Raw genomic sequence first — 25,994 nt, 5'->3', positions numbered from 1 at the left:
ATCGAGGAGGAAAAAACATGAAAGGATTAATCGTAACAACTTTAACAGTGGCATTTGGCTTTGTTGCGTATGAAAAGTTAATGAGTGTCATTGAGGTTGTGAAACATTTAGTAGCGTAGAAGAAATATGTTTATATGAGAAGGGGAAGGGAATGGGTAGATGAATGGAATGGTTATTTGGAATGATAGGTATTGGTAGTGTTATATTATTGTTATTTGTTCCAGTTGGTATATTAAGTTCGACCACAAGTTTATTTTTTCTATGTTTGCTTGCTTTCATTATGCTGATTATTATGTTTTTAGTGAAGCAAAGTAAACCGATCTTCTTTTTTAGCATAATTGTGATGGCAGTTATTGCTCTTCAGGTCATTCTTCTTTTTATCTATCCTACAATTACTCGTGCTTTCCAGTAATTTAAAATCTTCTGCGGTAGTTGTTGAGGATGTTTACCGCATGAAAAATCAGTATTTCTTTTGTTTATTTAGTAGATTTAAATGTAAAAAAAGAATATTTTTATATTTCGAACAAAGAGGTTTCGAATGTTGTGTTCTGATTCTTCATTTGATATATTTACTTTGAAGAGACTAAAAATCTAAAAAAAAAAGAGGCGAACGTATGGATAAAAAAGAAAATACGGTCGTATTGTTTCCGCAGTTGTCAGAGCGCTATATTGATCAAGGTTTTTTGGCGCTAAAAGAAAGGGAATTTGAAGAGGCGTTGCGTTGTTTTGAAATATTACGTCAGTATAATGCAGAAACAGAACAAACAGAATTGGCCTCGGTAATTTGTTTACTAGAATTAAAACGAATCGAAGAATCTAAAAAACAATGTGAGAAGTTGCTGGAAACAGGAACAGTTTTGTTTGGGGATATCCTTGAAACATATGTAACGATTTTAGTGCAAACAAATGATTATGAAGGTGTCATTCAAACGGTTGAAGAAGTGCTGCAGACGAAAGAACTGCTCCCGGAACAAAAAGAGAAATTAGCGCAGCTTGCTTTATTTGCACAAGGTATGCTTGGTGGGGAAGAACTGCCTCCGATAGATTCTAATTTTGAATTGAACGAATTTGCAAATGAACTATTTTCAGGTAACTTCGGGCAGCAGTTGCGAGCGATTAATGGTCTTTTATTAAAGGATCTTGATAAGGCGCTACCTGCTTTACAGAAGTTTCTTTTGGATGACAAGCAGCACCCTTATTTGAAAACTTCTATTTTATATAAGATGGTAGAAAATAAAATGGAAAAAGAGGTAGAAGTAGAGAAATTCGGTGAAACAATTACAGTTATTCCGGCACAGGTAGGTCATGATGAAGAGCAATCTGAAAAGATTATACATATATTATCGAATCGATTAGAAAATGATTACCCTGATATATTTAAGACAATTATTACATATTGGAGAGAGATGCAAACGAGCATTTTTCCTTTCCCTCTATTAATGAATAACCCAAAAGTTTGGGCAGCTGTTTTAGAGAGAATAGGAAGAAAACGTTTCGGGTTAATCGTCGATGAAGAGGAACTCATGAAAGTGTATCATATTCATTTAGAGGAATTTCATATTGCCTATCAATGGTTTTTACGTGTTGAGAAGGAAGGATATTTCCCTGTATAATTATGAAAAAGAATTGTTCAGTTATTGAAACGAGAATATTCTATGTTATAATGTAAGGGTTGCAAAAGGCTGAAGTCTGCCTGTTTGTAAGAGGAGAGAAGGATACTTCTCTTACTTAATATGTCTCATATTATTCTCGAACAAAATATACCTTAGTTGTTTTTTGTAAACAACGAATAGATTAGAGCGATGTATCTGAAAGCTTTTGCTAGAAGATAAAAATGCCTGCACTCATTGGGTGTAGCGCTCTCGTTGTTTCTAAAGAAAGGAATAATGGAATTTTAATCTATAGAGGTATGTGCATACATTATTATAGTTGGAGGGAAAGAATAAATGGCTGCAAAATGGGAAAAATTAGAAGGTAACGTTGGCGTATTAACAATCGAAGTTGATGCTAAAGAAGTTAACAAATCTCTTGACGCTGCGTTCAAAAAAGTAGTAAAAACAATTAACGTACCAGGTTTCCGTAAAGGTAAAATGCCTCGTCCGTTATTCGAACAACGCTTTGGTGTAGAATCTTTATACCAAGATGCATTAGACATCATCTTACCAAAAGCATACAGTGAAGCAATCGATGAAACTGGTATCTTCCCAGTTGCTCATCCTGAGATTGACATCGAGAAGTTCGAAAAAAATGAAAACCTTGTTTTCACTGCGAAAGTTACTGTAAAACCTGAAGTGAAACTAGGCGAGTATAAAGGTTTAGCAGTAGAAAAAATCGACACAACTGTAACTGACGAAGATGTAGAGAACGAATTAAAAGCTTTACAAGAGCGTCAAGCTGAACTAGTTGTGAAAGAAGATGGAACTGTTGAAAACGGTGATACAGCTGTAATCGACTTTGAAGGTTTCGTGAATGGCGAAGCATTCGAAGGTGGAAAAGGTGAAAACTACTCTCTAGCAATCGGTTCTGGTACATTCATCCCAGGCTTTGAAGAGCAATTAATTGGTCTTAAAGCAGGTGAGTCTAAAGATGTTGAAGTAACATTCCCAGAAGAGTACCATGCAGAAGAACTTGCTGGAAAACCAGCAACATTCAAAGTAACAGTTCATGAAATCAAAGCAAAAGAACTTCCTGAGTTAAACGACGAGTTCGCTAAAGATGTGAATGAAGAAGTTGCAACTCTTGATGAGTTAAAAGCAAAACTTCGCACAGACTTAGAAGAAGGCAAAAAGCATGAAGCTGAACACAAAGTGCGTGACGAAGTGGTAGAAAAAGCTGCTGCTAACGCTGAAATCGACATTCCAGAAGCTATGATCGAAACAGAATTAGATCGTATGGTTCGTGAATTTGAACAACGTTTAAGCCAACAAGGTATGAACCTTGAGCTTTACTACCAATTCACAGGTACTGATGCTGACAAGCTAAAAGAACAAATGAAAGAAGATGCGCAAAAACGTGTAAGAATCAACCTTGTTCTTGAAGCAATCATTAAAGCTGAAAACATCGAAGTTGCTGAAGAAGAAGTAAATGCAGAAATTGAAAAAATGGCTGAAATGTACAATATGCCAGTAGATGCTATTAAGCAAGCTCTTGGAAGCGCAGAAGCTCTAGCTGAAGATCTTAAAGTTCGTAAAGCTGTAGACTTCTTAGTAGACAATAGCAAAGCTGCATAATAAAATAACAAGGCGCGATTTTAATCGTGCCTTGTTTTATAAATATGAATATATTTGTAAAACTTTTTGGTGAGGAAGGAAAAGAACCTTTAAAAGTCGAATATACATATTTCAAAAGTTTTAAAAACTTTTTATTTGTACATAACTAATCATATTATTTGTATTTCTCGCCACGTAGTGACATAATATGTATTTACATACGATACATTTATCGTGTACATACGAAGGCAAGATATTAGCACTTTGTAAGGGGTGTGAAAATATGTTTAAATTTAACGATGAGAAAGGACAATTGAAGTGTTCTTTCTGTGGTAAAACACAAACGCAAGTTCGAAAGCTTGTTGCAGGACCAGGTGTCTATATTTGTGATGAGTGTATTGAGCTTTGTACGGAAATTGTACAAGAGGAGCTTGCGAAAGACGAAGAAGTAGAATTCAAAGATGTACCGAAACCAATAGAGATTCGTGAAATTTTGGATGAGTATGTCATCGGGCAAGATAATGCGAAGAAAGCACTAGCGGTAGCGGTATATAATCATTACAAACGCATTAATTCTAACAGTAAAATCGATGATGTAGAATTGGCGAAGAGTAATATCGCACTTATTGGGCCGACAGGTAGCGGTAAAACGTTATTAGCTCAAACATTGGCGCGTATTTTAAATGTTCCGTTTGCGATTGCGGATGCAACATCTTTAACAGAGGCGGGATATGTAGGGGAAGATGTAGAAAATATCTTGCTTAAACTCATTCAAGCTGCTGATTATGATGTTGAGAAAGCAGAAAAAGGAATTATTTACATTGATGAGATTGATAAAGTGGCACGTAAGTCAGAAAATCCATCCATTACGCGTGATGTATCTGGTGAGGGTGTGCAACAGGCACTTCTGAAAATTTTAGAAGGTACTGTAGCGAGCGTTCCGCCTCAAGGGGGGCGTAAACATCCACATCAAGAATTTATTCAAATTGATACAACGAATATTCTATTTATTTGCGGTGGTGCGTTTGACGGTATTGAGCCAATTATTAAACGTCGCCTTGGTGAGAAAGTAATTGGATTTGGTTCTGAGAAGAAAAATGCGGAAGTAAATGAAAAGCATGTTTTATCTCACGTATTGCCAGAAGACCTGTTACGATTTGGTTTAATTCCAGAATTTATCGGTCGTCTACCAGTTATTGCAAACCTAGAGCCGCTTGATGAAGATGCTCTTGTTGATATTTTAACAAAACCGAAAAATGCACTTGTAAAGCAGTTCCAAAAATTACTGGAGCTTGATGACGTTGAATTAGAGTTTGAAGAAGGCGCACTAATTGAGATTGCGAAAAAAGCAATTGAACGTAAAACAGGTGCTCGTGGACTTCGTTCTATTATTGAAGGATTAATGCTTGACGTCATGTTTGAACTTCCATCTCGTAAAGATATCGAGAAGTGTATTTTAACAAGAGAGACAGTAGCAAATAATGCACCACCAAAATTGGTGTTACAAGATGGTACTGTACTCGATACAAAAACATCTGCATAATGTTTAAAGGAAGAAACAGCAATTTTTGTAATTGCTGTTTCTTCTTATGTTTAGCGCGATTCCTCTCCGGAAATACTAAAGAGTAAAACCGTAGCGGGAGGAAATGAATCATGAGCTGGACAAACATATTCTTACTCGTTCAACTTGTTTTTGGTGTTATTGTCGGTTTATATTTCTGGCATTTGCTCCGAAATCAGCGAACGCAAAAAGTTTCCATTGATCGAGAATCGAAAAAAGAATTAGAGCAACTTCGTAACATGCGTGAGATTTCTTTAACAGAACCACTTGCGGAAAAAGTACGTCCCACATCTTTTTCAGATATCGTTGGACAAGAAGATGGGATTCGATCATTAAAGGCGGCACTTTGTGGACCAAACCCGCAACATGTCATTATATATGGACCTCCTGGAGTAGGGAAAACAGCGGCGGCGCGTCTTGTGTTAGAAGAAGCAAAGAAAAATCAAAAATCTCCATTTCGTAAGAGCGCAGCATTTATTGAACTGGATGCAACAACCGCACGTTTTGATGAGCGCGGCATTGCTGATCCTTTAATCGGTTCAGTACATGATCCGATTTACCAAGGGGCAGGAGCGATGGGACAAGCAGGAATTCCGCAACCTAAAAAAGGGGCTGTCACAGATGCACATGGCGGTATTTTATTTATTGATGAAATTGGAGAACTTCATCCTATTCAAATGAATAAAATGTTGAAGGTGTTAGAAGATCGAAAAGTATTTTTGGAAAGTGCATATTACAGTGAAGAAAACACGCTGATTCCAACGTACATACATGATATTTTTCAAAAAGGTTTACCGGCTGATTTTCGTCTTGTTGGAGCAACAACGCGCTCGCCAGAAGAACTTCCACCTGCGATTCGTTCTCGTTGTTTAGAGGTGTTCTTCCGTGAATTGGATACGGAAGAAGTTCAAAAAGTGGCAAAGAATGCAGCGGAAAAAATAGAGATGGAAATTGACGAGCAAGGAATTGAAATGATAGGAATGTATGCAAGAAATGGCCGGGAAGCCATTAATCTTGTGCAAATTTCTGCTGGGATGGCAATTAATGAAGAGCGTTCCTTTATTAAGAATGAGGATGTTGAATGGGTGATTCATGCTAGTCAACTTACTCCAACGTATGAACGGCGAATATACCCCATTCCGCGAATTGGCTTAGTGAATGGTCTGGCTGTATATGGGCCTAATACAGGAGCATTATTAGAAGTTGAAGTTACAGCTATTCCTTCTCAGGATAAGGGGACAGTAAATGTGACAGGTATTGTAGAGGAAGAGAGTATCGGGAGTCAAACGAAATCGATTCGTCGTAAAAGCATGGCGAAAGGATCGGTTGATAATGTATTAACTGTACTTCGTTCTTTAGAATTATTGCCAGAAGGATATGATATACATATTAACTTTCCTGGAGGGATTCCAGTTGATGGTCCATCAGCTGGAATTGCAATGGCTACGGGAGTGTATTCCGCTTTACATCGCGTATATATAAGTAACGAAATTGCGATGACAGGGGAGATTAGTATTCACGGAGAAGTGAAACCAGTGGGTGGTGTATATGCAAAAGTGAAAGCGGCAAAAAAGGCAGGGGCAAAAAAAGTGATTATTCCTGCTGAAAATATGCAGCCATTTTTGTATACGATAAAAGGAATTGAAATTATTCCTGTTCGCAAGCTAAAAGAAGTGTTTGAATTGGCATTCGTACAGGAAAATTTACATCGTGAACTGGATATGCGTAACGATTTAGAAGAAGGCGATGTACAATCTATGTAAATAGGGTGAAGCTTTCGGTAACGCGTTTCATTACATACGAATCAGAGCGTTGTTCGGTAGGGATTTTTGTAGAAATAAGAAGCATATTGCGCACAATGGTAAGAGAAATATTTGCCAGACTTCGTTTAAGTTTGTATGCTTAAGCGGAGTCCATTTTTCTTTTATGAGGAAAAAAAGTCGTGAAATTGCGATGATACAGAATCTCTGTAATTGCATCAGGGTGTATTGTAATATAAAATAGTTGAACAGGAGTTTAATTTATTATGGAGGTGCTATGTCTAGTATGAATACGAACGAAAGAATCTTGCCCCTCCTACCATTAAGAGGCGTTCTCGTATATCCGACGATGGTTCTGCATCTTGATGTAGGACGTGATAAGTCGATACAAGCACTAGAGCAGGCAGCAGTGGATGAAAATATTATCTTTTTAGCAATGCAAAAAGAAATGAATATTGATGATCCGAAAGAAGATGACATATATAGTGTAGGTACAGTGGCGAAGGTAAAGCAGATGTTAAAGCTGCCAAACGGTACGCTTCGTGTCCTGGTAGAAGGTTTACATAGAGCAAAAGTAGTAGAATTTACAGAATTAGAAAACGTAATACAAGTTTCTGTTCAAACGATAGTAGAAGAAGAGGAAGGCGACTTAGAAGAAAAAGCTCTTATGCGCACATTGCTAGAGCATTTCGAACAGTATATTAAAGTTTCCAAAAAGATATCAAATGAAACATTCGCAACGGTAGCCGATGTGGAAGAACCTGGACGATTAGCGGATTTAATCGCTTCTCATTTACCAATTAAAACGAAACAAAAGCAAGAAATTTTGGAAATCGTATCTGTTAACGAAAGATTACATACTTTAATCTCTATTATTCAAGATGAACAAGAGCTATTAAGTTTAGAAAAGAAAATCGGACAAAAAGTAAAACGTTCGATGGAACGTACGCAAAAAGAATATTTTCTGCGGGAACAAATGAAGGCTATTCAAACAGAACTTGGTGACAAAGAAGGAAAAGGCGGGGAAGTTGAAGAACTTCGTAAAAAAATTGAAGAGGCAGGAATGCCAGGAGAGACAAAGGAAGCTGTCTTAAAAGAATTAGACCGCTATGAAAAATTACCAGTAAGTTCTGCGGAAAGCGGTGTGATTCGCAATTATATTGACTGGTTATTAGCGCTCCCATGGACAGATGCAACAGATGATAAGATTGATCTTGCTCATTCTGAAATGGTCTTAAATAAAGACCATTATGGGCTGGAGAAAGTGAAAGAACGTGTATTGGAATATTTAGCTGTTCAAAAATTAACAAATTCACTAAAAGGACCAATCTTATGTCTAGTAGGGCCTCCTGGGGTCGGAAAAACATCATTAGCACGTTCGATTGCAAAATCGCTAAATCGTAATTTTGTCCGTGTTTCCCTTGGCGGTGTTCGGGATGAATCTGAGATTAGAGGGCATCGTCGTACATATGTTGGTGCTATGCCAGGGCGGATTATACAAGGCATGAAAAAAGCAAAGACAATCAATCCGGTCTTTTTATTAGATGAGATTGATAAAATGTCCAATGATTTCCGTGGAGATCCATCTGCGGCGTTACTTGAAGTGTTAGACCCAGAACAAAATCATAATTTTAGCGATCATTATATTGAAGAACCGTATGATTTATCAAAGGTTATGTTTGTGGCAACTGCGAATACGCTTGCTAGCATTCCTGGGCCGCTTCTTGATCGGATGGAAATCATATCAATTGCTGGTTATACAGAAATTGAAAAAGTGCATATTGCACGTGAACATTTATTATCGAAGCAATTAAAAGAGCATGGTTTACGAAAAGGAAATTTACAGGTGCGTGATGAGGCTCTTCTTGAAATTATTCGTTATTATACACGTGAAGCGGGTGTACGTACGTTGGAACGTCAAATTGCTAAGATTTGTCGTAAATCAGCGAAAATTATCGTTACAGGGGAACGTAAGCGCGTTGTTGTTACAGAGAAGAACATTACGGACCTTTTAGGAAAGCGTATATTCCGATATGGTCAGGCTGAAAAGATCGATCAAGTTGGTATGGCAACAGGATTAGCTTATACATCTGCTGGCGGCGATACCCTTGCAATTGAAGTGGCTGTATCTCCTGGGAAAGGGAAATTAATTTTAACAGGGAAGCTTGGAGATGTGATGAAAGAATCTGCGCAAGCAGCTTTTAGTTATATTCGTTCTCGCGCAGAGGAACTTCATATTGACCCGGATTTCCATGAAAAAAATGACATCCATATTCACGTTCCAGAAGGGGCAGTTCCGAAAGATGGACCATCAGCAGGTATTACGATGGCAACAGCACTTATTTCTGCCCTAACAGGTATTCCTGTAAGTAAAGAAGTAGGGATGACGGGTGAAATTACGCTTCGCGGCCGTGTATTACCAATCGGTGGCTTGAAAGAAAAAACATTAAGTGCTCACCGCGCAGGCTTAACAAAAATTATTTTGCCGGCAGAAAACGAAAAAGATTTAGATGATATTCCAGAAAGCGTAAAGGAAAATCTTACGTTTGTGCTTGTATCTCATTTAGATGAAGTGTTAGAGCATGCCTTAGTAGGAGTGAAACAATGAAAGTAACAAAAGCAGAGATTGTTATTAGTGCTGTTAGACCAGACCAATATCCAGAAGGTGACTTGCCGGAAATTGCTTTAGCAGGTCGTTCGAATGTTGGAAAATCATCTTTTATTAATACAATCTTAAATCGTAAAAAGTTAGTCCGCATTTCTTCTAAACCTGGAAAAACGCAAACATTAAACTTTTTCATCATTAATGATATGATGCATTTCGTGGATGTTCCGGGCTACGGTTATGCGAAGGTATCGAAATCAGAACGTGCAGCTTGGGGTAAGATGATTGAAACTTACTTTACAACACGTGAACAATTAGATGCGACTGTGCTAGTAATTGATTTACGCCATCCTCCAACAAAGGATGATGTAATGATGTATGATTTCTTAAAGCATTATGAAATTCCAACAATTATTATTGCAACAAAGGCTGATAAAATTCCAAAAGGGAAATGGCAAAAGCATTTGAAAGTTGTAAAGGAAACACTTGATGTAGAAGCCGGTGATGAAGTAGTTTTATTTTCTTCTGAAACAGGGCTTGGAAAAGAAGAAGCGTGGAAAGCGATTCATAAGTTTACAAAAACAAAAAACGCATGACGAATTCGTCACGCGTTTTTTGTTTTGACAATTATAGTAGCTTAAAAAGGATGCGGGGGATTTTGAAATAGGAAAGCTATTTTATGTAACATTATGGAACAATCATACATATTTTATGTGATAATGAAAGAAGATAGAGAAGGATAGTGCTTCAATGTATATGGAATAGTTTCCACTACTTGATTCTGACAGATTTTTTTGGTAACGTACAAATAGAGTTATTATTTTATAATGATTATAAAGTAGAGCGTTTTATAGGGAGATTTCCTCACTATTTTGTGAATTTGAGGAAAAACGATAAAAAATTTCGTTGTTCACACGATTGTTAGATTCATAAGAGGAAAGTTGTATTATGATAGTAGATAAGGTTATAAAACGGGTGAAGGGGGACATGCTGCGTGCATATTCTTGTTGTTGGTGTAAATTATCGAACAGCCCCTGTAGAGATTCGTGAGAAACTCACATTTCAGGAAACAGAACTAAAACGAGCAATGACGACATTACAAAGTCAAAAAAGCGTGTTAGAGAATGTCATTGTATCAACGTGCAATCGTACGGAGATTTATGCTGTTGTTGATCAATTACACACGGGACGATATTACATTAAGAAATTTTTAGCTGATTGGTTTCAGCTTGAGATAGAAGAAATTTCACCATACTTGTCTATTTTTGAGCAAGATGGTGCAATTGAGCATTTATTCCGTGTTACGTGCGGATTAGATTCTATGGTAGTTGGGGAAACACAGATTTTAGGTCAAATTCGAAATAGCTTTTTAACAGCCCAGGAGGTAAAGACAACAGGAACCATTTTTAACGAATTGTTGAAACAGGTTATTACGTTAGCAAAACGTGCACATTCAGAAACGACAATTGGTGAAAGTGCAATGTCCGTTAGCTATGCTGCTGTTGAACTTGGAAAGAAAATTTTTGGTGATTTAACAGACTGTCACGTTTTAATTCTTGGTGCTGGAAAAATGGGGGAGCTTGCACTGCAAAACTTATATGGAAGTGGAGTTCAAAAAGTTACTGTTATGAATCGTACATTTACAAAAGCGGAAACAATGGCAGAAAAATATATGGGACATGCGAAGCCGTTAAGTGAACTACAATGTGCTTTGTTAGAAGCGGACATTTTGATCAGTTCAACAGGATCCTCGAATTATGTCATTACGAAAGAAATGATGAAAAAGGTAGAACGCATGCGCAGTGGTCGCCCATTATTTATGGTTGATATTGCGGTACCTCGTGATATTGATCCAGAAATCAATGAATTAGAGGGTTCTTTCTTGTACGATATCGATGATTTACAAGATGTAGTGGAAGCGAATCGTGCTGAGCGTTTAAAAGAAGCGGAAAAGATTCAATTTATGATTGAAGAAGAAATCGTTTTATTTAAAAATTGGTTAAACACGCTAGGTGTTGTACCTTTAATATCGGCTCTTCGAGAGAAAGCGCTAGGAATTCAAAGTGAGACGATGAGAAGTTTAGAACGAAAAATTCCAACGTTAAGTGATCGGGAGAAAAAGGTTATTAGTAAGCATACAAAAAGTATTATTAATCAATTGCTGAAGGATCCAATCTTGGTAGCAAAAGAGCTAGCTGCAGAAGAGAAAGCAACGGAAAAGCTTGCTTTATTTGCGAAAATTTTTGATTTAGAAGTACAAGAAGAGGTTGAACATACGGAAGAACTGGAACATAAACGAGCGTGGACACCATCCGTTTCATCTTTATAATACGAAAGGATGATCGGATGAGCTTTTTAAATAATAGTATTATTTATCATATCACAATTATTTTATATGCTTGTAGCATTAGTTTATATTTTATAGATTATTTTCAAAGTAACCGAAAGGCGAATCGCTTTGCTTTTTGGTTACTTTCCATTGTATGGGTGTTGCAGTCTGTTTTTATGTTGCTAAGAGCTACAGAGTCAGAAACGAATCCGATTCTAACCTTGCTATCTGGGATTTATTTTTATGTATGGCTATTGATTACAATGTCATTAATAATCAATCGGTTTATGCGAATTGACTTCTTAGTTTTTTTTACAAATGTTGTTGCTTTTGGCGTAAGTGCGTTGTCTATTTTTACGCCACTTGGAAAGATGGCGCCTGTACTTGCTGAGCAATTAGTCTCAGAGCTTGTTTATGTGCATGTAGGTATGGCGATTATTTCCTATGCAACATTTACCGTTTCATTCATTTTTTCTATTATGTATTTACTTCAGTACCGGCTTTTAAAACAGAAAAAGTGGAATGCTAGATTAAGAAGATTAGGGAATTTACCAAAACTTGAGTCAATGTCTTATGGATTAAATTTGTTTTCTGTACCATTTTTCTTATTGGCGATTTTACTCGGATGTATATGGGGATATACGAAGTTAGATAATTTTCATTGGTATGACACGAAAGTAATCGGGTCTTTTGTTGTTTTATTTATGTATTGTGCAGGTTTATATTTACGAGGAGCAGATGCATTGCACGGAAAAAAGATTATCCAATGGAATATTGGTGCATTTCTAGTTATGCTAGTTAATATTTTCCTATTGAGCAGTTTATCCAACTTCCATTTTTGGTATTTATAATGAGGAGAGAAAGTTATGCGCAAAATTATTGTAGGTTCAAGAAAGAGTAAGCTGGCATTAACGCAAACGAATTGGTTTATTGATCAATTACAAGCGCTTGGCTTACCGTATGAATTTGAAGTAAAGGAAATTGTTACAAAAGGGGATGTCATTTTAGACGTTACGCTTTCTAAAGTAGGCGGTAAAGGGTTGTTTGTAAAAGAGATTGAGCATGCTCTTCTTACAAAAGAAATCGATATGGCTGTACATAGTATGAAAGATATGCCTGCTGTGCTCCCAGCTGGTTTAACAATTGGGTGTATACCAAAGCGTGTAGATCCGCGTGATGCATTTATTTCAAAGAATGGGAAATCGTTTAAGGAGTTAGCAAAGGGTGCAACTCTTGGTACGAGCAGTTTAAGACGTAGCGCACAATTATTAGCTGCTAGACCTGACTTACAAGTGAAATGGATTCGTGGAAATATCGATACGAGATTACGTAAATTACAAGAAGAAAACTATGATGCAATTATTTTAGCAACAGCTGGACTAAAGCGGATGGGTTGGGATAATGATGTAATTACAGAACATCTGGACGAATCTTTATGTGTACCAGCTGTAGGACAAGGTGCTTTAGCTATTGAATGTCGTGAAGATGATAAGGACTTATTACAGTTATTAGCACATATGAACGATGCAGCAACAGAACGAACAGTAGCGGCAGAAAGAGTGTTTCTTCATAAGCTTGAAGGAGGATGTCAAGTACCTATTGCAGGATATGCGACCCTTCAAGAAAATGGAAAAATTAAATTACATGCACTTGTTGGATCAACGGATGGCTCTGTCTTATTAAAAGAAACAGTAGTAGGTACAAATCCCGAGACAGTAGGGTTAGAGGCGGCAGAGCGCTTGATTCATCAAGGTGCAAAAGAGCTCATTTCAGCTGCAAATAAGGAGCAACAATAACTATGAATGCCCTTATTGGAAAAAAAGTACTCGTTACACGTGCCCGGCATCAAGCTGGGCAAATGAGCGCAGCAGTAAGAAAAGAGAGCGGAATTCCAATGGAAATTCCGCTTTTGCGTATGGATGGGGTATCTCAAGAAAAGCTTCAAAGTGTAGCCAAACAGTTGCATGTATACGATTGGATAATTTTTACGAGCAAAAATGGAGTAAGGTTCTTTTTGGAGGCAATCCATCAGAAACTTCCGCCTGCTGTAAAAATTGCTGCAGTCGGTATAAAAACAGCTCAAGAACTAGAAGCAAGAGGATATCAAGTTCATTTTGTTCCAACAGCGTTTGTTGCTGAAACGTTTGCGATGGAATTTGTGCAAACATTAAATGGGACAGAGCGTATTTTATTTCCAAAAGGGAATTTAGCAAGAGATGTAATTTCAGTGAAGCTTCGTGAAGCTCATATACTTGTAGAAGAGTTGGTTGTCTATGAGACGAAACTAAATGATGAGAAAAAAGAAGACCTAATCGCAGCTTTACAATCGAATCAAATTGATGTGATTACATTTACAAGCCCTTCTACAGTTGACAGCTTTGTAAAGTTACTTGAGGGTACAAACTGGAGAGAATGGATAAAAAAATGTACAATTGCTTGTATAGGACCAATAACAGAAAAAGAGGCAAGAAAGTATTTTAAAAATGTGCTTGTTCCTGAAGAATATACGATAGAATCATTGATACAATGCATTTCCAAATTTTATGTGAATGCATAATGAAAATAAAAGAATGGGGATAGAATTCTATGAACTCTTTACAATTTAATCGTCATCGTCGTTTAAGACAAAGTGGAAATATGCGTGCACTTGTACGTGAAACATTTTTACATACGGAAGACTTTATTTACCCAATTTTCGTACTTGAAGGTGAAAATATTCGTAATGAAGTTCCTTCTATGCCAGGCGTATATCAAGTTTCTTTAGATTTATTGCAAGCTGAAATGCAAGAAGTGGTTGATTTAGGCATTCGTTCTGTTATCGTATTTGGCGTACCTGCTGAGAAGGACGAGATTGGATCTTCTGCATTTTGTGAACACGGCATTGTACAACGTGCGATTCAACAAATGAAAGAGCAATTTCCAGAGTTAGTAGTCATTGCGGATACATGCTTATGTCAATATACAAGCCATGGTCATTGCGGTGTAATTGAAGACGGTATTATTTTAAATGATCAATCGTTAGAAATTCTTGCAAAAACAGCTGTAAGTCAAGCGAAAGCAGGAGCAGATATTATTGCTCCCTCTAACATGATGGACGGATTTGTAACGGCTATTCGTCATGCTTTAGATGAAAATGGTTTTTCACATGTGCCGGTTATGTCTTATGCAGTGAAATATGCATCTGCATTTTATGGGCCATTCCGTGATGCAGCGCATGGTGCACCGCAATTTGGAGATCGCAAAACATATCAAATGGATCCAGCAAATCGAATGGAAGCATTCCGAGAAGCTGAATCAGATGTAATGGAAGGAGCAGATTTCTTAATTGTAAAACCAGCTCTTTCTTATTTAGACATTGTTCGCGATGTGAAAAATAACTTTAATTTACCGATTGTTGCATATAATGTGAGCGGAGAATATTCGATGATTAAAGCAGCTGCTCAAAATGGCTGGATTAATGAAAAAGAGATTGTCCTTGAAAAATTATTAAGTATGAAACGTGCGGGAGCAGATTTAATTATTACGTATCATGCAAAAGATGCCGCAAGATGGTTACGAGAAGGGGGCGCACAATAATGAAAAAGCTTGATAAATCGATTAAAGCGTTTGAAGAAGCACAAGATTTAATGCCTGGTGGTGTAAATAGTCCAGTTCGTGCATTTAAATCGGTTGGGATGAATCCATTATTTATGGAGCAAGGAAAAGGTTCTAAAGTATATGATATTGATGGAAATGAGTACATTGACTACGTATTATCATGGGGACCGCTTATTCATGGACATGCCAATGAGCGTGTTGTAGAGTCGTTAAAAGCTGTTGCTGAAAAAGGAACAAGCTTTGGAGCGCCAACAGAAATTGAAAATAAGTTAGCTCAGCTTGTGATTGAGCGCGTGCCATCTATTGAAATTGTGCGCATGGTAAACTCTGGAACAGAGGCAACGATGAGTGCACTTCGTTTAGCACGTGGCTATACAGGACGTAATAAAATTTTGAAATTTATCGGTTGTTACCACGGTCATGGTGATTCTCTATTAATTAAAGCTGGCTCTGGCGTTGCAACACTTGGTTTACCGGATAGCCCTGGTGTACCAGAAGGTGTAGCCCAAAATACAATTACAGTAGCTTATAATGATTTAGAAAGTGTAAAATATGCTTTTGAACAATTTGGAGATGATATTGCTTGTGTAATTGTTGAACCTGTAGCAGGAAATATGGGAGTTGTACCACCTATACCAGGATTTTTAGAAGGACTTCGTGAAGTAACTCAGCAATATGGGGCGCTGCTTATCTTTGATGAGGTAATGACTGGATTCCGCGTTGCATATAACTGTGGACAAGGATATTACGGTGTAACGCCTGATTTAACTTGCTTAGGAAAAGTAATCGGTGGCGGTCTACCGGTAGGAGCATACGGTGGTAAAGCAGAAATTATGCGTCAAGTTGCGCCTAGTGGACCGATTTATCAAGCGGGTACGTTATCTGGTAACCCACTTGCCATGACAGCAGGATATGAAACATTAATACAGCTAACACCAGAATGTTATAAAGAGTTTGAACGTAAAGCGGAAATGTTAGAAAATGGTTTGCGCCAAGCTGCTGAAAAACATGGAATACCGCACCATATTAACCGAGCAGGTTCAATGATTGGTATTTTCTTTACGAATGAACGAGTGATTAACTATGATGCAGCAAAAACATCGAATTTAGAGTTTTTTGCGGCTTATTATCGTGAAATGATAGAACAAGGGGTGTTTTTACCACCATCTCAATTTGAAGGATTATTCTTATCAACAGCACATAGTGATGCTGATATTGAAGCGACAATTGCTGCGGCAGAAATTGCAATGGCGAAATTAAAAGCATAAATAAAAAGGTTGTTTGGAATTTTCCAGGCAACCTTTTTCATTTATAAGAAATGAAAAGGGCACATGTGCGATTTTTTTACTCATAAAATGTCTCCAAGACACATAAATCTGTAATGACATACAGTTTGAGAGGGGGAAAAGGAGTGGCAACAGATCATTCATTACGTTTTTCACTAAAAGAATCGGTTTGGTTCCAAAAAGGACAGGAAGTCGAAGAACTTTTGTCAATTTCGTTAGATCCAGACGTTGAGATAGAAGAGCTTGAACATGAAGTGATTGTGCGAGGGCAGTTAGATTTAACTGGGGAATATATTGCGAAGAAAGAGGAGTCTGAGTTTTCAACGAGTGAATTATCCCCAGCGAAATCAATTGATTATGTGGAAGAGAGAGAAGATGGTATTCATGAACTTGTTCATTCGTTCCCACTAGAAATTTCCATTCCAAGAAATCGGGTAAAGGTAATTGAAGAATTGTATGTTTCTATCGAGGAATTTGATTATGAGTTAAAAGAAAATGGATGCTTACAATTATTAGCTGACATTTCTATATATGGATTAAATGATGCTGGGCGTGAGTTGGATGATGAGGAAGAGCTAGAAAGTGAGCATACCAACGGTAAAAGAGAAGAAGGGATAGAAGCAGTTGAAGAGGAAAAAGAGCTGGAAGAGCCGGAAGAAACAGCAGAAATCATTCTTCAATCAGAATCAAACGGATGGCAAGATTATGCCTTTGAACCGTTTCAATTAGAAGAACGGAAAGAACAAGAGTTAATAGAGGAAGAAGAATTAGAAGAACATGATGTAGAAGATCGAGATAAAGAGGAAATGATGCCACAAGTTGAATTGTTTGGACGAACAGGTTTTAAAGAAAAAGAAACGAAGAAAGAAACAGAAGAACAAGAAGAACCTGTATACTCTCAAAGAGATGAAAATGCCTTATATTTAACAAAATTGTTTACAAAAGAAGCAGAAGAAGAATTTACAAAGGTGAGAATGTACTTTGTACAAGAGGGAGATACAATCGAGTCGGTAGCAGAGCGTTATGAGACATCTGTACAACATTTACATCGTATAAACCGAACGGATGACATTTATTTAACAGCAGGTCAAGTCATTTATATACCTGTTCCAAAAGCGAAGTCAAAATGAGTGAAGACTATTCTTCACTCATCTCTTTTCTTACATTTGAATTTGTGGATGAGAAAGGATTAGGCAGATGGATATAGAATTACGCAACCGCTATGAACCAATTGTAAGACGATATCAATTGAATGTAGAGCACATCGAAGAATACGGGAATGTAATGAAGATTTATACGAATCAAGGTCCGTATGCATTAAAAAAATTGCCGAATCAACGGCTAGAGCGCAATCACTTTATGCATCATATTCAATTTTTAAAAGAAAAAGGTTTTTCCAACTATGTTCCCATCTATTATGCGATGGATGGGAATTATATTTTGAGTGACGCAACATATAGTTATTATTTAATGCCTTGGCTTGAGAAAGCGGATGGGAATGACGAGGATAATGGTCAATATCATAAAATGTTTCAAACGTTAGCGATGCTTCATAAAAAAACAGTGCGAGAGGAATCGTATACAGAAGAGGCGTTAGAAAATCATTATACAAATATATCGGATCGCTGGGAACAAGATGGTGAACTATTAGAAAAATTTCTTGTTCAATCAGAATCAAAGTGGTATATGTCACCATTTGAATTGCAGTATTGTACGTATTTTCATCATGTGATGAGAGCGCGGGATTTTGCGACAAAGCAGCTTACCGATTGGTATGAAGTGATGAAAGAAAAAGAAAAAACACGCATTGCTTTAGTGCATGGAAATGTATCACTCAATCATTTTTTATTTGATTATGAAAGGAATGGCTATTTTATTAGTTTAGAAAGATCACAATTTGCGACCCCTATTCAAGATATTGTAGGTTTCTATACACGTTCTTTAAACACCTATCCAATTGCTAGAAGTGACCGTTTTGAATGGTATCAGGAATATCAAAAACATTTTCCATTTACAAAAGAAGAACAACTTCTAATGTTTGCTTATTTAACGTATCCCTCTCCATTTATTCGCCAAATCCGTTCGTATGTAAATAAGAAACAAGTTCGCAATGAGCAAAAAGAGTTTAAAAATGTGAAAATGTTGCAGCAATCTCATTGGCTTGTAAGTAATATTGAGTATTTTCTTTCTCAACTACAAGCTGCGCAGCAGGAAAACGGATCATAGCCGCAGTTTTGAAACTACGGCTGAAAATGTAAGCGAATCGTCGCTATAACAAAAATAATCAAAATGATAAAATCTAAAAATGTTGGTAGCAATAAGGTACGAATGCCCTGAAAAATAGTCAGTGGTATTGCGAAATCAGAAAACATTGTTTGTAAACTTCTAACCCATGAGGGGGTAGAAAAATTATAGGAACGCCGATAACGTTTCATCATAATGATTCCTCCATCTAGGAAGCCACTCTATTTTGTAGTCTATGAATACAGTATGTAGGATAAGTGCTGAATGTGCTTATCCTATTTTTACTTTGATTCGTGAAGGGGAATAATCGGTAGGGATGAAGAAATACGACTGAGTAACATTTCATGTTATCTCTTTGTAGTGCAAATAAAGAGAAGACTGAGTAATCATTTAAGATAAAAATTTTTTATCTTGACGAATATGGTTTCGTTTTTTACACTATTGTATATAATAAATAACAATTATATAAATGCATTGAAGGGGAAGAGTATAACATAAAACGTCTTCAGAGAGGAGAATTATTAGCTGGGAGATTCTCTAGATAGTCATGTTAGAAGGTAGCCCTGGAGCATCTTTTCTGAACGGATGTATTCTCATTAGGAAAAGACGGATTAGACCGTTATCAAATGAAGAGTATAAACAAATTTTGCATTTGTTTGTAAATAAAGGTGGTACCGCGATGTCCCTCGTCCTTTTTTGGATGAGGGGCATTTTTATTTTAAGGAGGGAAAGTAATGTCAAATACGGAAAAGAATTTACCGACTAAATATGATCATAAGTCCGTTGAAGATGGACGTTATCAATGGTGGCTGGAAGGTAAATATTTCGAAGCAACAGGAGATGAGAAGAAACAACCATACACAATTGTAATTCCGCCTCCAAACGTAACAGGTAAATTGCATTTAGGGCATGCTTGGGATACAACGCTTCAAGATATTTTAACACGTACAAAGCGCATGCAAGGTTACGATGTATTATGGCTTCCAGGTATGGACCATGCAGGTATTGCGACACAAGCAAAAGTAGAAGCGAAACTTCGCGAAGAAGGAATTTCACGTTACGATCTTGGACGTGAAAAGTTCCTTGAAAAAGCATGGGAGTGGAAAGAAGAGTATGCTTCTCACATTCGCCAACAATGGGGAAAAGTTGGTTTAGGGCTAGATTATTCTCGTGAACGTTTTACTTTAGATGAAGGTTTATCTGATGCGGTTAAGAAAGTATTCGTTCAATTGTATGAAAAAGGATTAATTTACCGCGGGGAGTATATTATTAACTGGGATCCAGCAACGCGTACTGCACTTTCTGATATTGAAGTAATTCATAAAGATGTTCAAGGTGCATTCTACCATATGAATTATCCGTTAACTGATGGTTCTGGTCACATTCGTCTTGCAACAACTCGACCAGAAACAATGCTTGGTGATACAGCGGTTGCGGTTCACCCAGAAGATGAGCGCTATAAACATTTAATTGGAAAAACAGTTACACTTCCAATCGTAGGTCGCGAAATTCCGATTATTGCGGATGATTATGTAGATCCAGAGTTCGGTACAGGTGTTGTGAAAATTACACCAGCTCACGATCCAAATGACTTTGAAGTAGGTAACCGTCATGATTTACCACGTATTCTTGTAATGAACGAAGACGGTACAATGAATGAAAAAGCTGGTAAATATAACGGTATGGACCGTTTTGAATGTCGCAAAGCGTTAGTGAAAGACTTACAAGAAGCTGGTGTATTAATAGAAATTGAGCCTCATATGCATTCTGTAGGGCACAGTGAGCGAAGTGGAGCAGTTGTTGAACCATACTTATCAACACAATGGTTTGTAAAAATGGGACCACTTGCCGAAAAAGCAGTGGCACTTCAGCAAAAAGAAGAAGAAAAAGTGACATTTGTACCAGAGCGCTTTGAAAACACATATTTACGCTGGATGGAAAATATTCATGATTGGTGTATTTCTCGTCAATTATGGTGGGGACACCGCATTCCAGCTTGGTATCATAAAGAAACTGGTGAAGTATATGTAGGTACAGAGGCGCCAGCAGATATTGAAAACTGGGAGCAAGATAACGACGTACTAGATACATGGTTTAGTTCAGCATTATGGCCATTCTCTACACTTGGTTGGCCAAATGAAGATGCAAAAGACTTCAAACGTTACTATTCAACAGATGCTTTAGTAACCGGTTATGATATTATCTTCTTCTGGGTATCTCGTATGATTTTCCAAGGCTTAGAGTTCACAGGAGAGCGCCCATTTAAAGATGTATTAATTCACGGTTTAGTTCGTGATGAACAAGGTCGTAAAATGAGTAAATCTCTTGGTAATGGTATTGATCCAATGGATGTTATTGATAAGTACGGTGCGGATGCAATGCGCTTCTTCTTATCAACAGGAAGTGCGCCAGGTCAAGACTTACGCTTTAGCATGGAGAAAGTAGAATCTACTTGGAACTTCATTAATAAAATTTGGAATGCATCGCGCTTCGTATTGATGAACATGGATGATATGAAATATGAAGATATCGATTTAACTGGTGAAAAATCCGTTGCAGATAAGTGGATTTTAACTCGTTTAAATGAAACAATTGAAAGTGTAACGCGCAACATGGATAAATATGAGTTTGGTGAAGCTGGCCGTTCATTATACAACTTTATTTGGGATGATTTCTGTGACTGGTACATTGAAATGGCAAAACTTCCGCTATACGGTGAAGATGAAGCGGCGAAGAAAACAACTCGTTCTGTGTTAGCATATGTACTAGATCAAACGATGCGTTTACTACATCCATTCATGCCGTTCGTAACAGAGAAAATTTGGCAGCACTTACCGCATGAAGGCGAATCGATTACGGTATCGGCATGGCCGACAGTTCGTGAAGATTTACAGGATGAAGAAGCAGCAGCAGAAATGCACCTTCTTGTTGATATCATTCGTTCTGTTCGTAATATTCGTTCCGAAGTAAATACGCCAATGAGCAAAAAGGTTCAACTGCAAATTAAAGCGAAGGACGAAGCGGTGCTTGCTCAACTTACAAAAAATAGTTCTTACATTGAGCGTTTCTGTAATCCAAGTGAATTAATCATTAAGACTGATTTACAAGCGCCAGAAAAAGCGATGACCGCTATCGTATCAGGTGCAGAGTTATTCTTACCGTTAGCTGACCTTATTAATCTTGAAGAAGAAAAAGCTCGCTTACAAAAAGAGTTTGAGAAGTTCAATAAAGAGGTAGAACGTGTGCAGAAGAAACTTGCAAATGAAGGTTTTGTAGCGAAAGCTCCTGCGGCAGTGATTGAAGGAGAACGTGCGAAAGAAAAAGATTACTTAGAAAAACGTGAAGCGGTTCGTCAACGCTTAGCAGACCTTGAAAAATAAAAATATTGAAAAGAGACTCCCTATCTTGGTGAGTCTCTTTTATTTGCGTATAATAGAGTTACAGTTCATTTGTGATATTGGTTTGCTCGTTGATTGGAAAGGGGATTGACTCGCGTGGTACATACATACGAAGAAGCAATTGGCTGGATTCATAGCCGATTAAAATTTGGGATTAAACCGGGATTAGAAAGAATGCGGTGGATGCTTGGAGAGCTTGACAATCCAGAGCGGCATATAAAATGTATTCATTTAGCAGGTACAAATGGTAAAGGTTCGACTTTAACATATATGCGCTATATGCTAGAGGCAGAGACATATAAAGTAGGAACATTTACATCTCCGTATATTGAAACATTTAATGAACGGATTAGTGTGAATGGAAAGCCAATTTCAGATCAAGAGATTACTGACCTTGTCAATATAGTAAAGCCTGTTGTAGAAAAGTTGGATGAGACAGAGTTTGGAGAAGCAACGGAGTTTGAAATTATTACAGTCATGGCAATGTATTATTTCGGAAAAGTGAACATTTGCGATCTCGTTTTATTTGAAACAGGTCTTGGTGGGCGTTTCGATTCTACTAATGTTGTGTATCCCGTTTTAACAATCATTACAAATATTGGTCATGACCATATGCATATTCTAGGAAATACATTAGCAGAAATCGCATATGAAAAAGCGGGAATTATAAAATCAGGGGTACCGGTAATTACGGGAGTGCAAGATGGAGAAGCACTTCAGGTGATTCAAAAGGTTGCAAATGAAAAGAATGCTAGCCTTTATGAGATAGGAAAACAATTTACAGTCGTGCACCAGCGTTCTAATGAAGAGGGAGAGCACTTTGACTTTTCTTGTCCATTTGCTTCATTTAAAGATATACAAATTTCTATGAAAGGAGATCATCAAGTAAGAAATGCAGCACTTGCGTTAATGGCGGTGTTATATTTGAAAACATACATGTCATTTTTAGTGGAAGAAGAAAATATTCGCATAGGTTTAAGTGAAACGTATTGGATTGGTCGATTCGAAAGATTAAGACGTAATCCAGATGTGATTATAGATGGCGCACATAATCCAGAAGGCATAGCAAGCCTTGTTCAAACGGCAAAAGCGCATTACAGTGACAAGAATGTGAGTATTTTATTTACGGCTCTTGGTGATAAAGAACTAAGTCATATGGTAGGACAATTGGAAGCGGTAGCGGATGAAATGATTTTTACAACTTTTGATTTTAATCGTGCAATCTCTGCTCAAGAATTAGCAAATTATGCAACTAAGGAAACAAAAAAAGTAGTTGAGAATTGGAAAGAGGCAATTGATCAAAAGTTACTAGAGTTGCAAGAAAATGATGTGTTTATCATAACAGGTTCTCTTTATTTCATCTCAGAAGCTCGAAAATATATTGTTGAGAAAAACTAGGATAGCGATAGCTATCCTAGTTTTTTTTTGTGCTACAAATGAAGTCAAATACATATACATAAAGTAACTATATAGGGCAATTTGACGAATCTTTTTGACAAATATCTTGTTTATTTGTAAATGGAATATGATATGATGCGGACAATGATAAGAGGCGAGGTGTGATAGTATGGACAAGCAATCACGGAAAATCTCTATTAAAGTGAACGGAACAGAAGCAAAGTATGAAGAAAAGCAAAAGGGAGTGGATGAATTTGATTGGAAGGTAGTGGAAAGTCAAACGCCGCAAAATGTAGTCCCTTTTCAACAAGTAAAGTCTTCGAAGATCAAGACATTTCGGGAAAAATGGAGCAATGTTCTGGTCTTTACGATCGCGACTGCAATTATCATGGGGACAGCGCTAGGGATGGGAATGCTTCATTTATTAACGGGAAAAGGCGCAAGGGAAGAACACACTGCAATGACCTCACAACAATATACGGCGGAAACAAAGCCTAAAGAAACAAGTATGGAAGAACAGAAAGAAGGTGCTTCAAAAGTCGAGAATACAAATGCAGCATTAGCGCCAATTACATTGTTTTTTGTACAAGGGGGGCTATATTCGTCAGAAGAAAAAGGACAGGCTGCTGTGAAAGAGTGGAAAGAGAATGGTCGCATCGCTGCTCTTAAGCCAAATGGAGATAAATATGCACTCGTTGCAGGGATTATGAGTGATGAAAAAGCTGCAGGTAAGTTAATGGAACAATATAAGAATGACGGTATACCTGTTTTGAAAAAGAATTGGGAAATTACAGATAAGGCGTTGTTGAAAAATGATAAAGAGCTTGGTATTTTTCTTAGTAAGTTACAGTCCTTATATAGTCATTTTATAAAATATGTATCCAGTACCCAAATTGGGGAGAAAGGAAATCAAGCAGAAATCGCTGCCATCGAAAAAGAATGGAAAGGGCTTGAAAAGGAAGGGGCGGAAATAAAACGGAATGATGTAAAGAAATTATATACGTATACATCTGTAGCAGTGCAGACAATTAAGGAAGGAAAGCAAAATAAATCGACAGTAGCAAAACTGAATCAAGTTGTGATTGATGGTTTGCTTTCCTATGAAAAAATTGTTTCCCAAAAAGCGAAATAATTATGATAATAGAATGGAAGAAGTGCATATATGCTTCTTTCTTTTCTTTTTGGATGTCATAATAGGTAAAAGCGCTTTATTACTGCGGGGAACATAATAATTTAATTTAGTAGAAGTATGTATGTTTCAAAAAGAAAGTGTTTTTTTATAATTTGTGGGAATGATATTCATTTGATACGATTAATTTATCCCGCTATTTTAGGGCAGTAAGATTCCCACCTCAAGATTCAGAAAGAAGCAAGAATGATGGGTGGGAGTAGGGCTACCCATAACAGCCCGATTGGTGAGGGCTCATAATCAGTAGGGGATGAAGAAAATCCCCACTGATTAAAGTTTCACTTTATATGGTTCTGCTGTATGTAAGACAGAAAGGAGAAAATATGAAAAAATTTATTTTAGCTTCTGGATCACCTCGTCGAAAAGAACTGCTTGAACTTGCAAATGTTCCGTTTGAGGTTGTTGTGAACGAGGTGGAAGAAACAATAGGAGCATATTCATCACCAGCTGATATTGTAATGGCGCTAGCTTTACAAAAAGCATCTGCCGTAGCAGAAACACATGAAGAAAGTATTGTACTAGGTGCAGATACAATTGTTACATATGATTCGCGTATTCTTGGAAAGCCTAAGGATGCAGCAGAAGCAAAAGAGATGTTGCAACTTTTATCTGGGAAAACACATGAAGTATATACAGGTGTTGCCCTTATGTCGAAGGAGAAAACAGTTACTTTCTATGAGCGTACAGAAGTTACATTCTGGGAGTTAACAGAAGAAGAAATTGATGTGTACATTGCAACAAAAGAGCCGCTTGATAAGGCAGGAAGTTATGGTATTCAAGGGAAAGGCGCTATTTTTGTTCAGCATATTCAAGGGGACTACTACAGTGTAGTAGGTTTGCCGATTGCACGTCTCGTTCGCGAATTGAAACAGTTTGATAGCGGTGCATCCCATGCGTGAATTTGCATGGGGTTTTCTTTGCGGAAAAAATAAGAAGGAGTGACAAGATGAACGGCATTCGTGATGTTTTGAAGGAAGAACAACCACGTGAACGTTTAATTTCGGAAGGAGCAAGTAGCTTATCAAACCGGGAACTTCTGGCGATTTTACTAAGAACAGGATCAAAGGAGGAATCGGTATTAACATTGGCAGACAAAATTTTACGCCATTTTGATGGTTTGCGAATGTTAAGAGATGCTACGATGGAAGAAATAACAAGTATTCATGGTGTCGGAGTAGCCAAGGCCTCTCAACTCATCGCCGCCTTCGAACTCGGGAGAAGAATGGTGCGTTTAGAGTACCAGCATCGGTATAGCATTCGAAGTCCGGAAGATTGTGCAAGTTATATGATGGAAGAAATGCGTTTTTTACAGCAGGAGAATTTCGTTTGTGTAAACATAACATAAACACTAATAAAAATCTATATTTGTAATTACAGTATTTCCTTCATTTTTCGTAACGTTAATACCTTCTATAAAC

Annotated in this window: 20 protein-coding genes, 1 pseudogene and 1 other annotated feature; of the genes and pseudogenes, 20 read left to right on the top strand and 1 reads right to left on the bottom strand. The window is 37.3% G+C overall.

Annotated elements, in window-relative coordinates; genetic code table 11:
* The first annotated feature begins 163 nt into the window (after window positions 1-163).
* The 15 genes from MR056_RS07720 to ysxE all read left to right on the top strand — a co-directional run bounded on the left by MR056_RS07720 (window position 164) and on the right by ysxE (window position 18,573).
* Entirely contained in the window at window positions 164-412 is a 249-nt protein-coding gene (locus MR056_RS07720; protein WP_012095648.1) for a hypothetical protein, read from the top strand.
* 202 nt (window positions 413-614) lie between these two features.
* Window positions 615-1,613 (top strand): hypothetical protein, encoded by a 999-nt coding sequence (locus tag MR056_RS07715; RefSeq protein ID WP_087099251.1) that lies wholly within the window; start codon window positions 615-617, stop codon window positions 1,611-1,613.
* A gap of 333 nt (window positions 1,614-1,946) precedes the next feature.
* Complete coding sequence (gene tig, locus MR056_RS07710) at window positions 1,947-3,230, top strand: trigger factor (RefSeq protein ID WP_012095646.1); 1,284 nt, start codon at window positions 1,947-1,949, stop codon at window positions 3,228-3,230.
* Window positions 3,231-3,492: 262 nt separating this feature from the next.
* Window positions 3,493-4,752, top strand: coding sequence for an ATP-dependent protease ATP-binding subunit ClpX (gene clpX, locus MR056_RS07705; RefSeq protein ID WP_012095645.1), 1,260 nt, complete (start codon window positions 3,493-3,495; stop codon window positions 4,750-4,752).
* Window positions 4,753-4,862: 110 nt separating this feature from the next.
* Complete coding sequence (gene lonB, locus MR056_RS07700) at window positions 4,863-6,533, top strand: ATP-dependent protease LonB (protein WP_048724141.1); 1,671 nt, start codon at window positions 4,863-4,865, stop codon at window positions 6,531-6,533.
* A 274-nt stretch (window positions 6,534-6,807) separates the two neighbouring features.
* The gene (gene lon, locus MR056_RS07695) at window positions 6,808-9,138 is read left to right on the top strand and encodes an endopeptidase La (protein ID WP_041810052.1); all 2,331 of its coding nucleotides are present in this window, start codon (window positions 6,808-6,810) and stop codon (window positions 9,136-9,138) included.
* Window positions 9,135-9,731 carry a ribosome biogenesis GTP-binding protein YihA/YsxC gene (gene yihA / locus MR056_RS07690; RefSeq protein WP_048724143.1) on the top strand — a complete coding sequence of 199 codons (597 nt, stop codon included), beginning with the start codon at window positions 9,135-9,137 and terminating at the stop codon, window positions 9,729-9,731. Before lon ends, yihA begins: the two co-directional genes overlap by 4 nt.
* A 398-nt stretch (window positions 9,732-10,129) precedes the next feature.
* Window positions 10,130-11,464, top strand: coding sequence for a glutamyl-tRNA reductase (hemA, locus tag MR056_RS07685; RefSeq protein ID WP_048724145.1), 1,335 nt, complete (start codon window positions 10,130-10,132; stop codon window positions 11,462-11,464).
* A gap of 17 nt (window positions 11,465-11,481) precedes the next feature.
* A complete protein-coding gene (locus tag MR056_RS07680) occupies window positions 11,482-12,315 on the top strand; it encodes a cytochrome c biogenesis protein (RefSeq protein ID WP_012095640.1) in 834 nt (277 codons plus the stop codon).
* 15 nt (window positions 12,316-12,330) lie between these two features.
* The gene (gene hemC / locus MR056_RS07675; RefSeq protein WP_012095639.1) at window positions 12,331-13,260 is read left to right on the top strand and encodes a hydroxymethylbilane synthase; all 930 of its coding nucleotides are present in this window, start codon (window positions 12,331-12,333) and stop codon (window positions 13,258-13,260) included.
* Between the two features lie 2 nt (window positions 13,261-13,262).
* Window positions 13,263-14,021 carry a uroporphyrinogen-III synthase gene (gene hemD, locus MR056_RS07670; RefSeq protein ID WP_012095638.1) on the top strand — a complete coding sequence of 253 codons (759 nt, stop codon included), beginning with the start codon at window positions 13,263-13,265 and terminating at the stop codon, window positions 14,019-14,021.
* Between the two features lie 29 nt (window positions 14,022-14,050).
* Complete coding sequence (hemB, locus tag MR056_RS07665) at window positions 14,051-15,040, top strand: porphobilinogen synthase (protein WP_012095637.1); 990 nt, start codon at window positions 14,051-14,053, stop codon at window positions 15,038-15,040.
* On the top strand, window positions 15,040-16,329 hold the full coding sequence (hemL, locus tag MR056_RS07660) for a glutamate-1-semialdehyde 2,1-aminomutase (protein WP_012095636.1): 1,290 nt from the start codon (window positions 15,040-15,042) through the stop codon (window positions 16,327-16,329). Before hemB ends, hemL begins: the two co-directional genes overlap by 1 nt.
* Before the next feature lie 113 nt (window positions 16,330-16,442).
* On the top strand, window positions 16,443-17,477 hold the full coding sequence (gene spoVID / locus MR056_RS07655) for a stage VI sporulation protein D (RefSeq protein ID WP_041810050.1): 1,035 nt from the start codon (window positions 16,443-16,445) through the stop codon (window positions 17,475-17,477).
* A 67-nt stretch (window positions 17,478-17,544) separates the two neighbouring features.
* A complete protein-coding gene (gene ysxE, locus MR056_RS07650) occupies window positions 17,545-18,573 on the top strand; it encodes a spore coat protein YsxE (protein ID WP_087099247.1) in 1,029 nt (342 codons plus the stop codon).
* Between the two features lie 14 nt (window positions 18,574-18,587).
* Here the strand turns inward: ysxE and MR056_RS07645 are convergent, their stop codons facing one another.
* Window positions 18,588-18,785, bottom strand: a complete 198-nt coding sequence (locus tag MR056_RS07645) for a hypothetical protein (protein ID WP_235436507.1) — start codon at window positions 18,783-18,785, stop codon at window positions 18,588-18,590.
* Window positions 18,786-19,056: 271 nt separating this feature from the next.
* Window positions 19,057-19,288, top strand: a binding site (T-box leader).
* Window positions 19,289-19,325: 37 nt separating this feature from the next.
* Between MR056_RS07645 and MR056_RS07640 the strand changes: the two genes are divergently transcribed.
* From MR056_RS07640 to MR056_RS07620, 5 genes and pseudogenes are all read left to right on the top strand, one after another.
* On the top strand, window positions 19,326-21,971 hold the full coding sequence (locus tag MR056_RS07640; RefSeq protein WP_012095633.1) for a valine--tRNA ligase: 2,646 nt from the start codon (window positions 19,326-19,328) through the stop codon (window positions 21,969-21,971).
* 114 nt (window positions 21,972-22,085) lie between these two features.
* Window positions 22,086-23,387 carry a bifunctional folylpolyglutamate synthase/dihydrofolate synthase gene (locus MR056_RS07635; RefSeq protein WP_012095632.1) on the top strand — a complete coding sequence of 434 codons (1,302 nt, stop codon included), beginning with the start codon at window positions 22,086-22,088 and terminating at the stop codon, window positions 23,385-23,387.
* Window positions 23,388-23,556: 169 nt separating this feature from the next.
* A complete protein-coding gene (locus MR056_RS07630) occupies window positions 23,557-24,519 on the top strand; it encodes a stage II sporulation protein B (RefSeq protein WP_012095631.1) in 963 nt (320 codons plus the stop codon).
* 380 nt (window positions 24,520-24,899) lie between these two features.
* Window positions 24,900-25,475 (top strand): Maf family protein, encoded by a 576-nt coding sequence (locus tag MR056_RS07625; protein ID WP_087099245.1) that lies wholly within the window; start codon window positions 24,900-24,902, stop codon window positions 25,473-25,475.
* 47 nt (window positions 25,476-25,522) lie between these two features.
* Window positions 25,523-25,909 (top strand): annotated as a pseudogene (locus tag MR056_RS07620) (UPF0758 domain-containing protein); the annotation flags it as partial.
* Window positions 25,910-25,994: the final 85 nt, after the last annotated feature.

This window comes from Bacillus cereus group sp. BfR-BA-01360 (assembly GCF_022663595.1).
GTDB lineage: Bacteria > Bacillota > Bacilli > Bacillales > Bacillaceae_G > Bacillus_A > Bacillus_A cytotoxicus.
The sequence above is the reverse complement of the archived record's forward strand: the minus strand, read 5'-3'. Positions and strand labels throughout refer to the sequence as shown.

Excerpts from the sequence above, each read along its gene's own strand:
- hemL (WP_012095636.1), top strand. The coding sequence starts at position 15,040 with ATGAAAAAGCTTGATAAATCGATTAAAGCGTTTGAAGAAGCACAAGAT.
- lonB (WP_048724141.1), top strand. The coding sequence starts at position 4,863 with ATGAGCTGGACAAACATATTCTTACTCGTTCAACTTGTTTTTGGTGTT.
- tig (WP_012095646.1), top strand. The coding sequence starts at position 1,947 with ATGGCTGCAAAATGGGAAAAATTAGAAGGTAACGTTGGCGTATTAACA.
- lon (WP_041810052.1), top strand. The coding sequence starts at position 6,808 with ATGTCTAGTATGAATACGAACGAAAGAATCTTGCCCCTCCTACCATTA.
- hemD (WP_012095638.1), top strand. The coding sequence starts at position 13,263 with ATGAATGCCCTTATTGGAAAAAAAGTACTCGTTACACGTGCCCGGCAT.
- MR056_RS07715 (WP_087099251.1), top strand. The coding sequence starts at position 615 with ATGGATAAAAAAGAAAATACGGTCGTATTGTTTCCGCAGTTGTCAGAG.
- MR056_RS07680 (WP_012095640.1), top strand. The coding sequence starts at position 11,482 with ATGAGCTTTTTAAATAATAGTATTATTTATCATATCACAATTATTTTA.
- clpX (WP_012095645.1), top strand. The coding sequence starts at position 3,493 with ATGTTTAAATTTAACGATGAGAAAGGACAATTGAAGTGTTCTTTCTGT.
- spoVID (WP_041810050.1), top strand. The coding sequence starts at position 16,443 with ATGACATACAGTTTGAGAGGGGGAAAAGGAGTGGCAACAGATCATTCA.
- MR056_RS07630 (WP_012095631.1), top strand. The coding sequence starts at position 23,557 with ATGGACAAGCAATCACGGAAAATCTCTATTAAAGTGAACGGAACAGAA.
- yihA (WP_048724143.1), top strand. The coding sequence starts at position 9,135 with ATGAAAGTAACAAAAGCAGAGATTGTTATTAGTGCTGTTAGACCAGAC.
- hemB (WP_012095637.1), top strand. The coding sequence starts at position 14,051 with ATGAACTCTTTACAATTTAATCGTCATCGTCGTTTAAGACAAAGTGGA.
- MR056_RS07720 (WP_012095648.1), top strand. The coding sequence starts at position 164 with ATGGAATGGTTATTTGGAATGATAGGTATTGGTAGTGTTATATTATTG.
- hemC (WP_012095639.1), top strand. The coding sequence starts at position 12,331 with ATGCGCAAAATTATTGTAGGTTCAAGAAAGAGTAAGCTGGCATTAACG.
- MR056_RS07645 (WP_235436507.1), bottom strand. The coding sequence starts at position 18,785 with ATGATGAAACGTTATCGGCGTTCCTATAATTTTTCTACCCCCTCATGG.
- MR056_RS07625 (WP_087099245.1), top strand. The coding sequence starts at position 24,900 with ATGAAAAAATTTATTTTAGCTTCTGGATCACCTCGTCGAAAAGAACTG.
- ysxE (WP_087099247.1), top strand. The coding sequence starts at position 17,545 with ATGGATATAGAATTACGCAACCGCTATGAACCAATTGTAAGACGATAT.
- MR056_RS07640 (WP_012095633.1), top strand. The coding sequence starts at position 19,326 with ATGTCAAATACGGAAAAGAATTTACCGACTAAATATGATCATAAGTCC.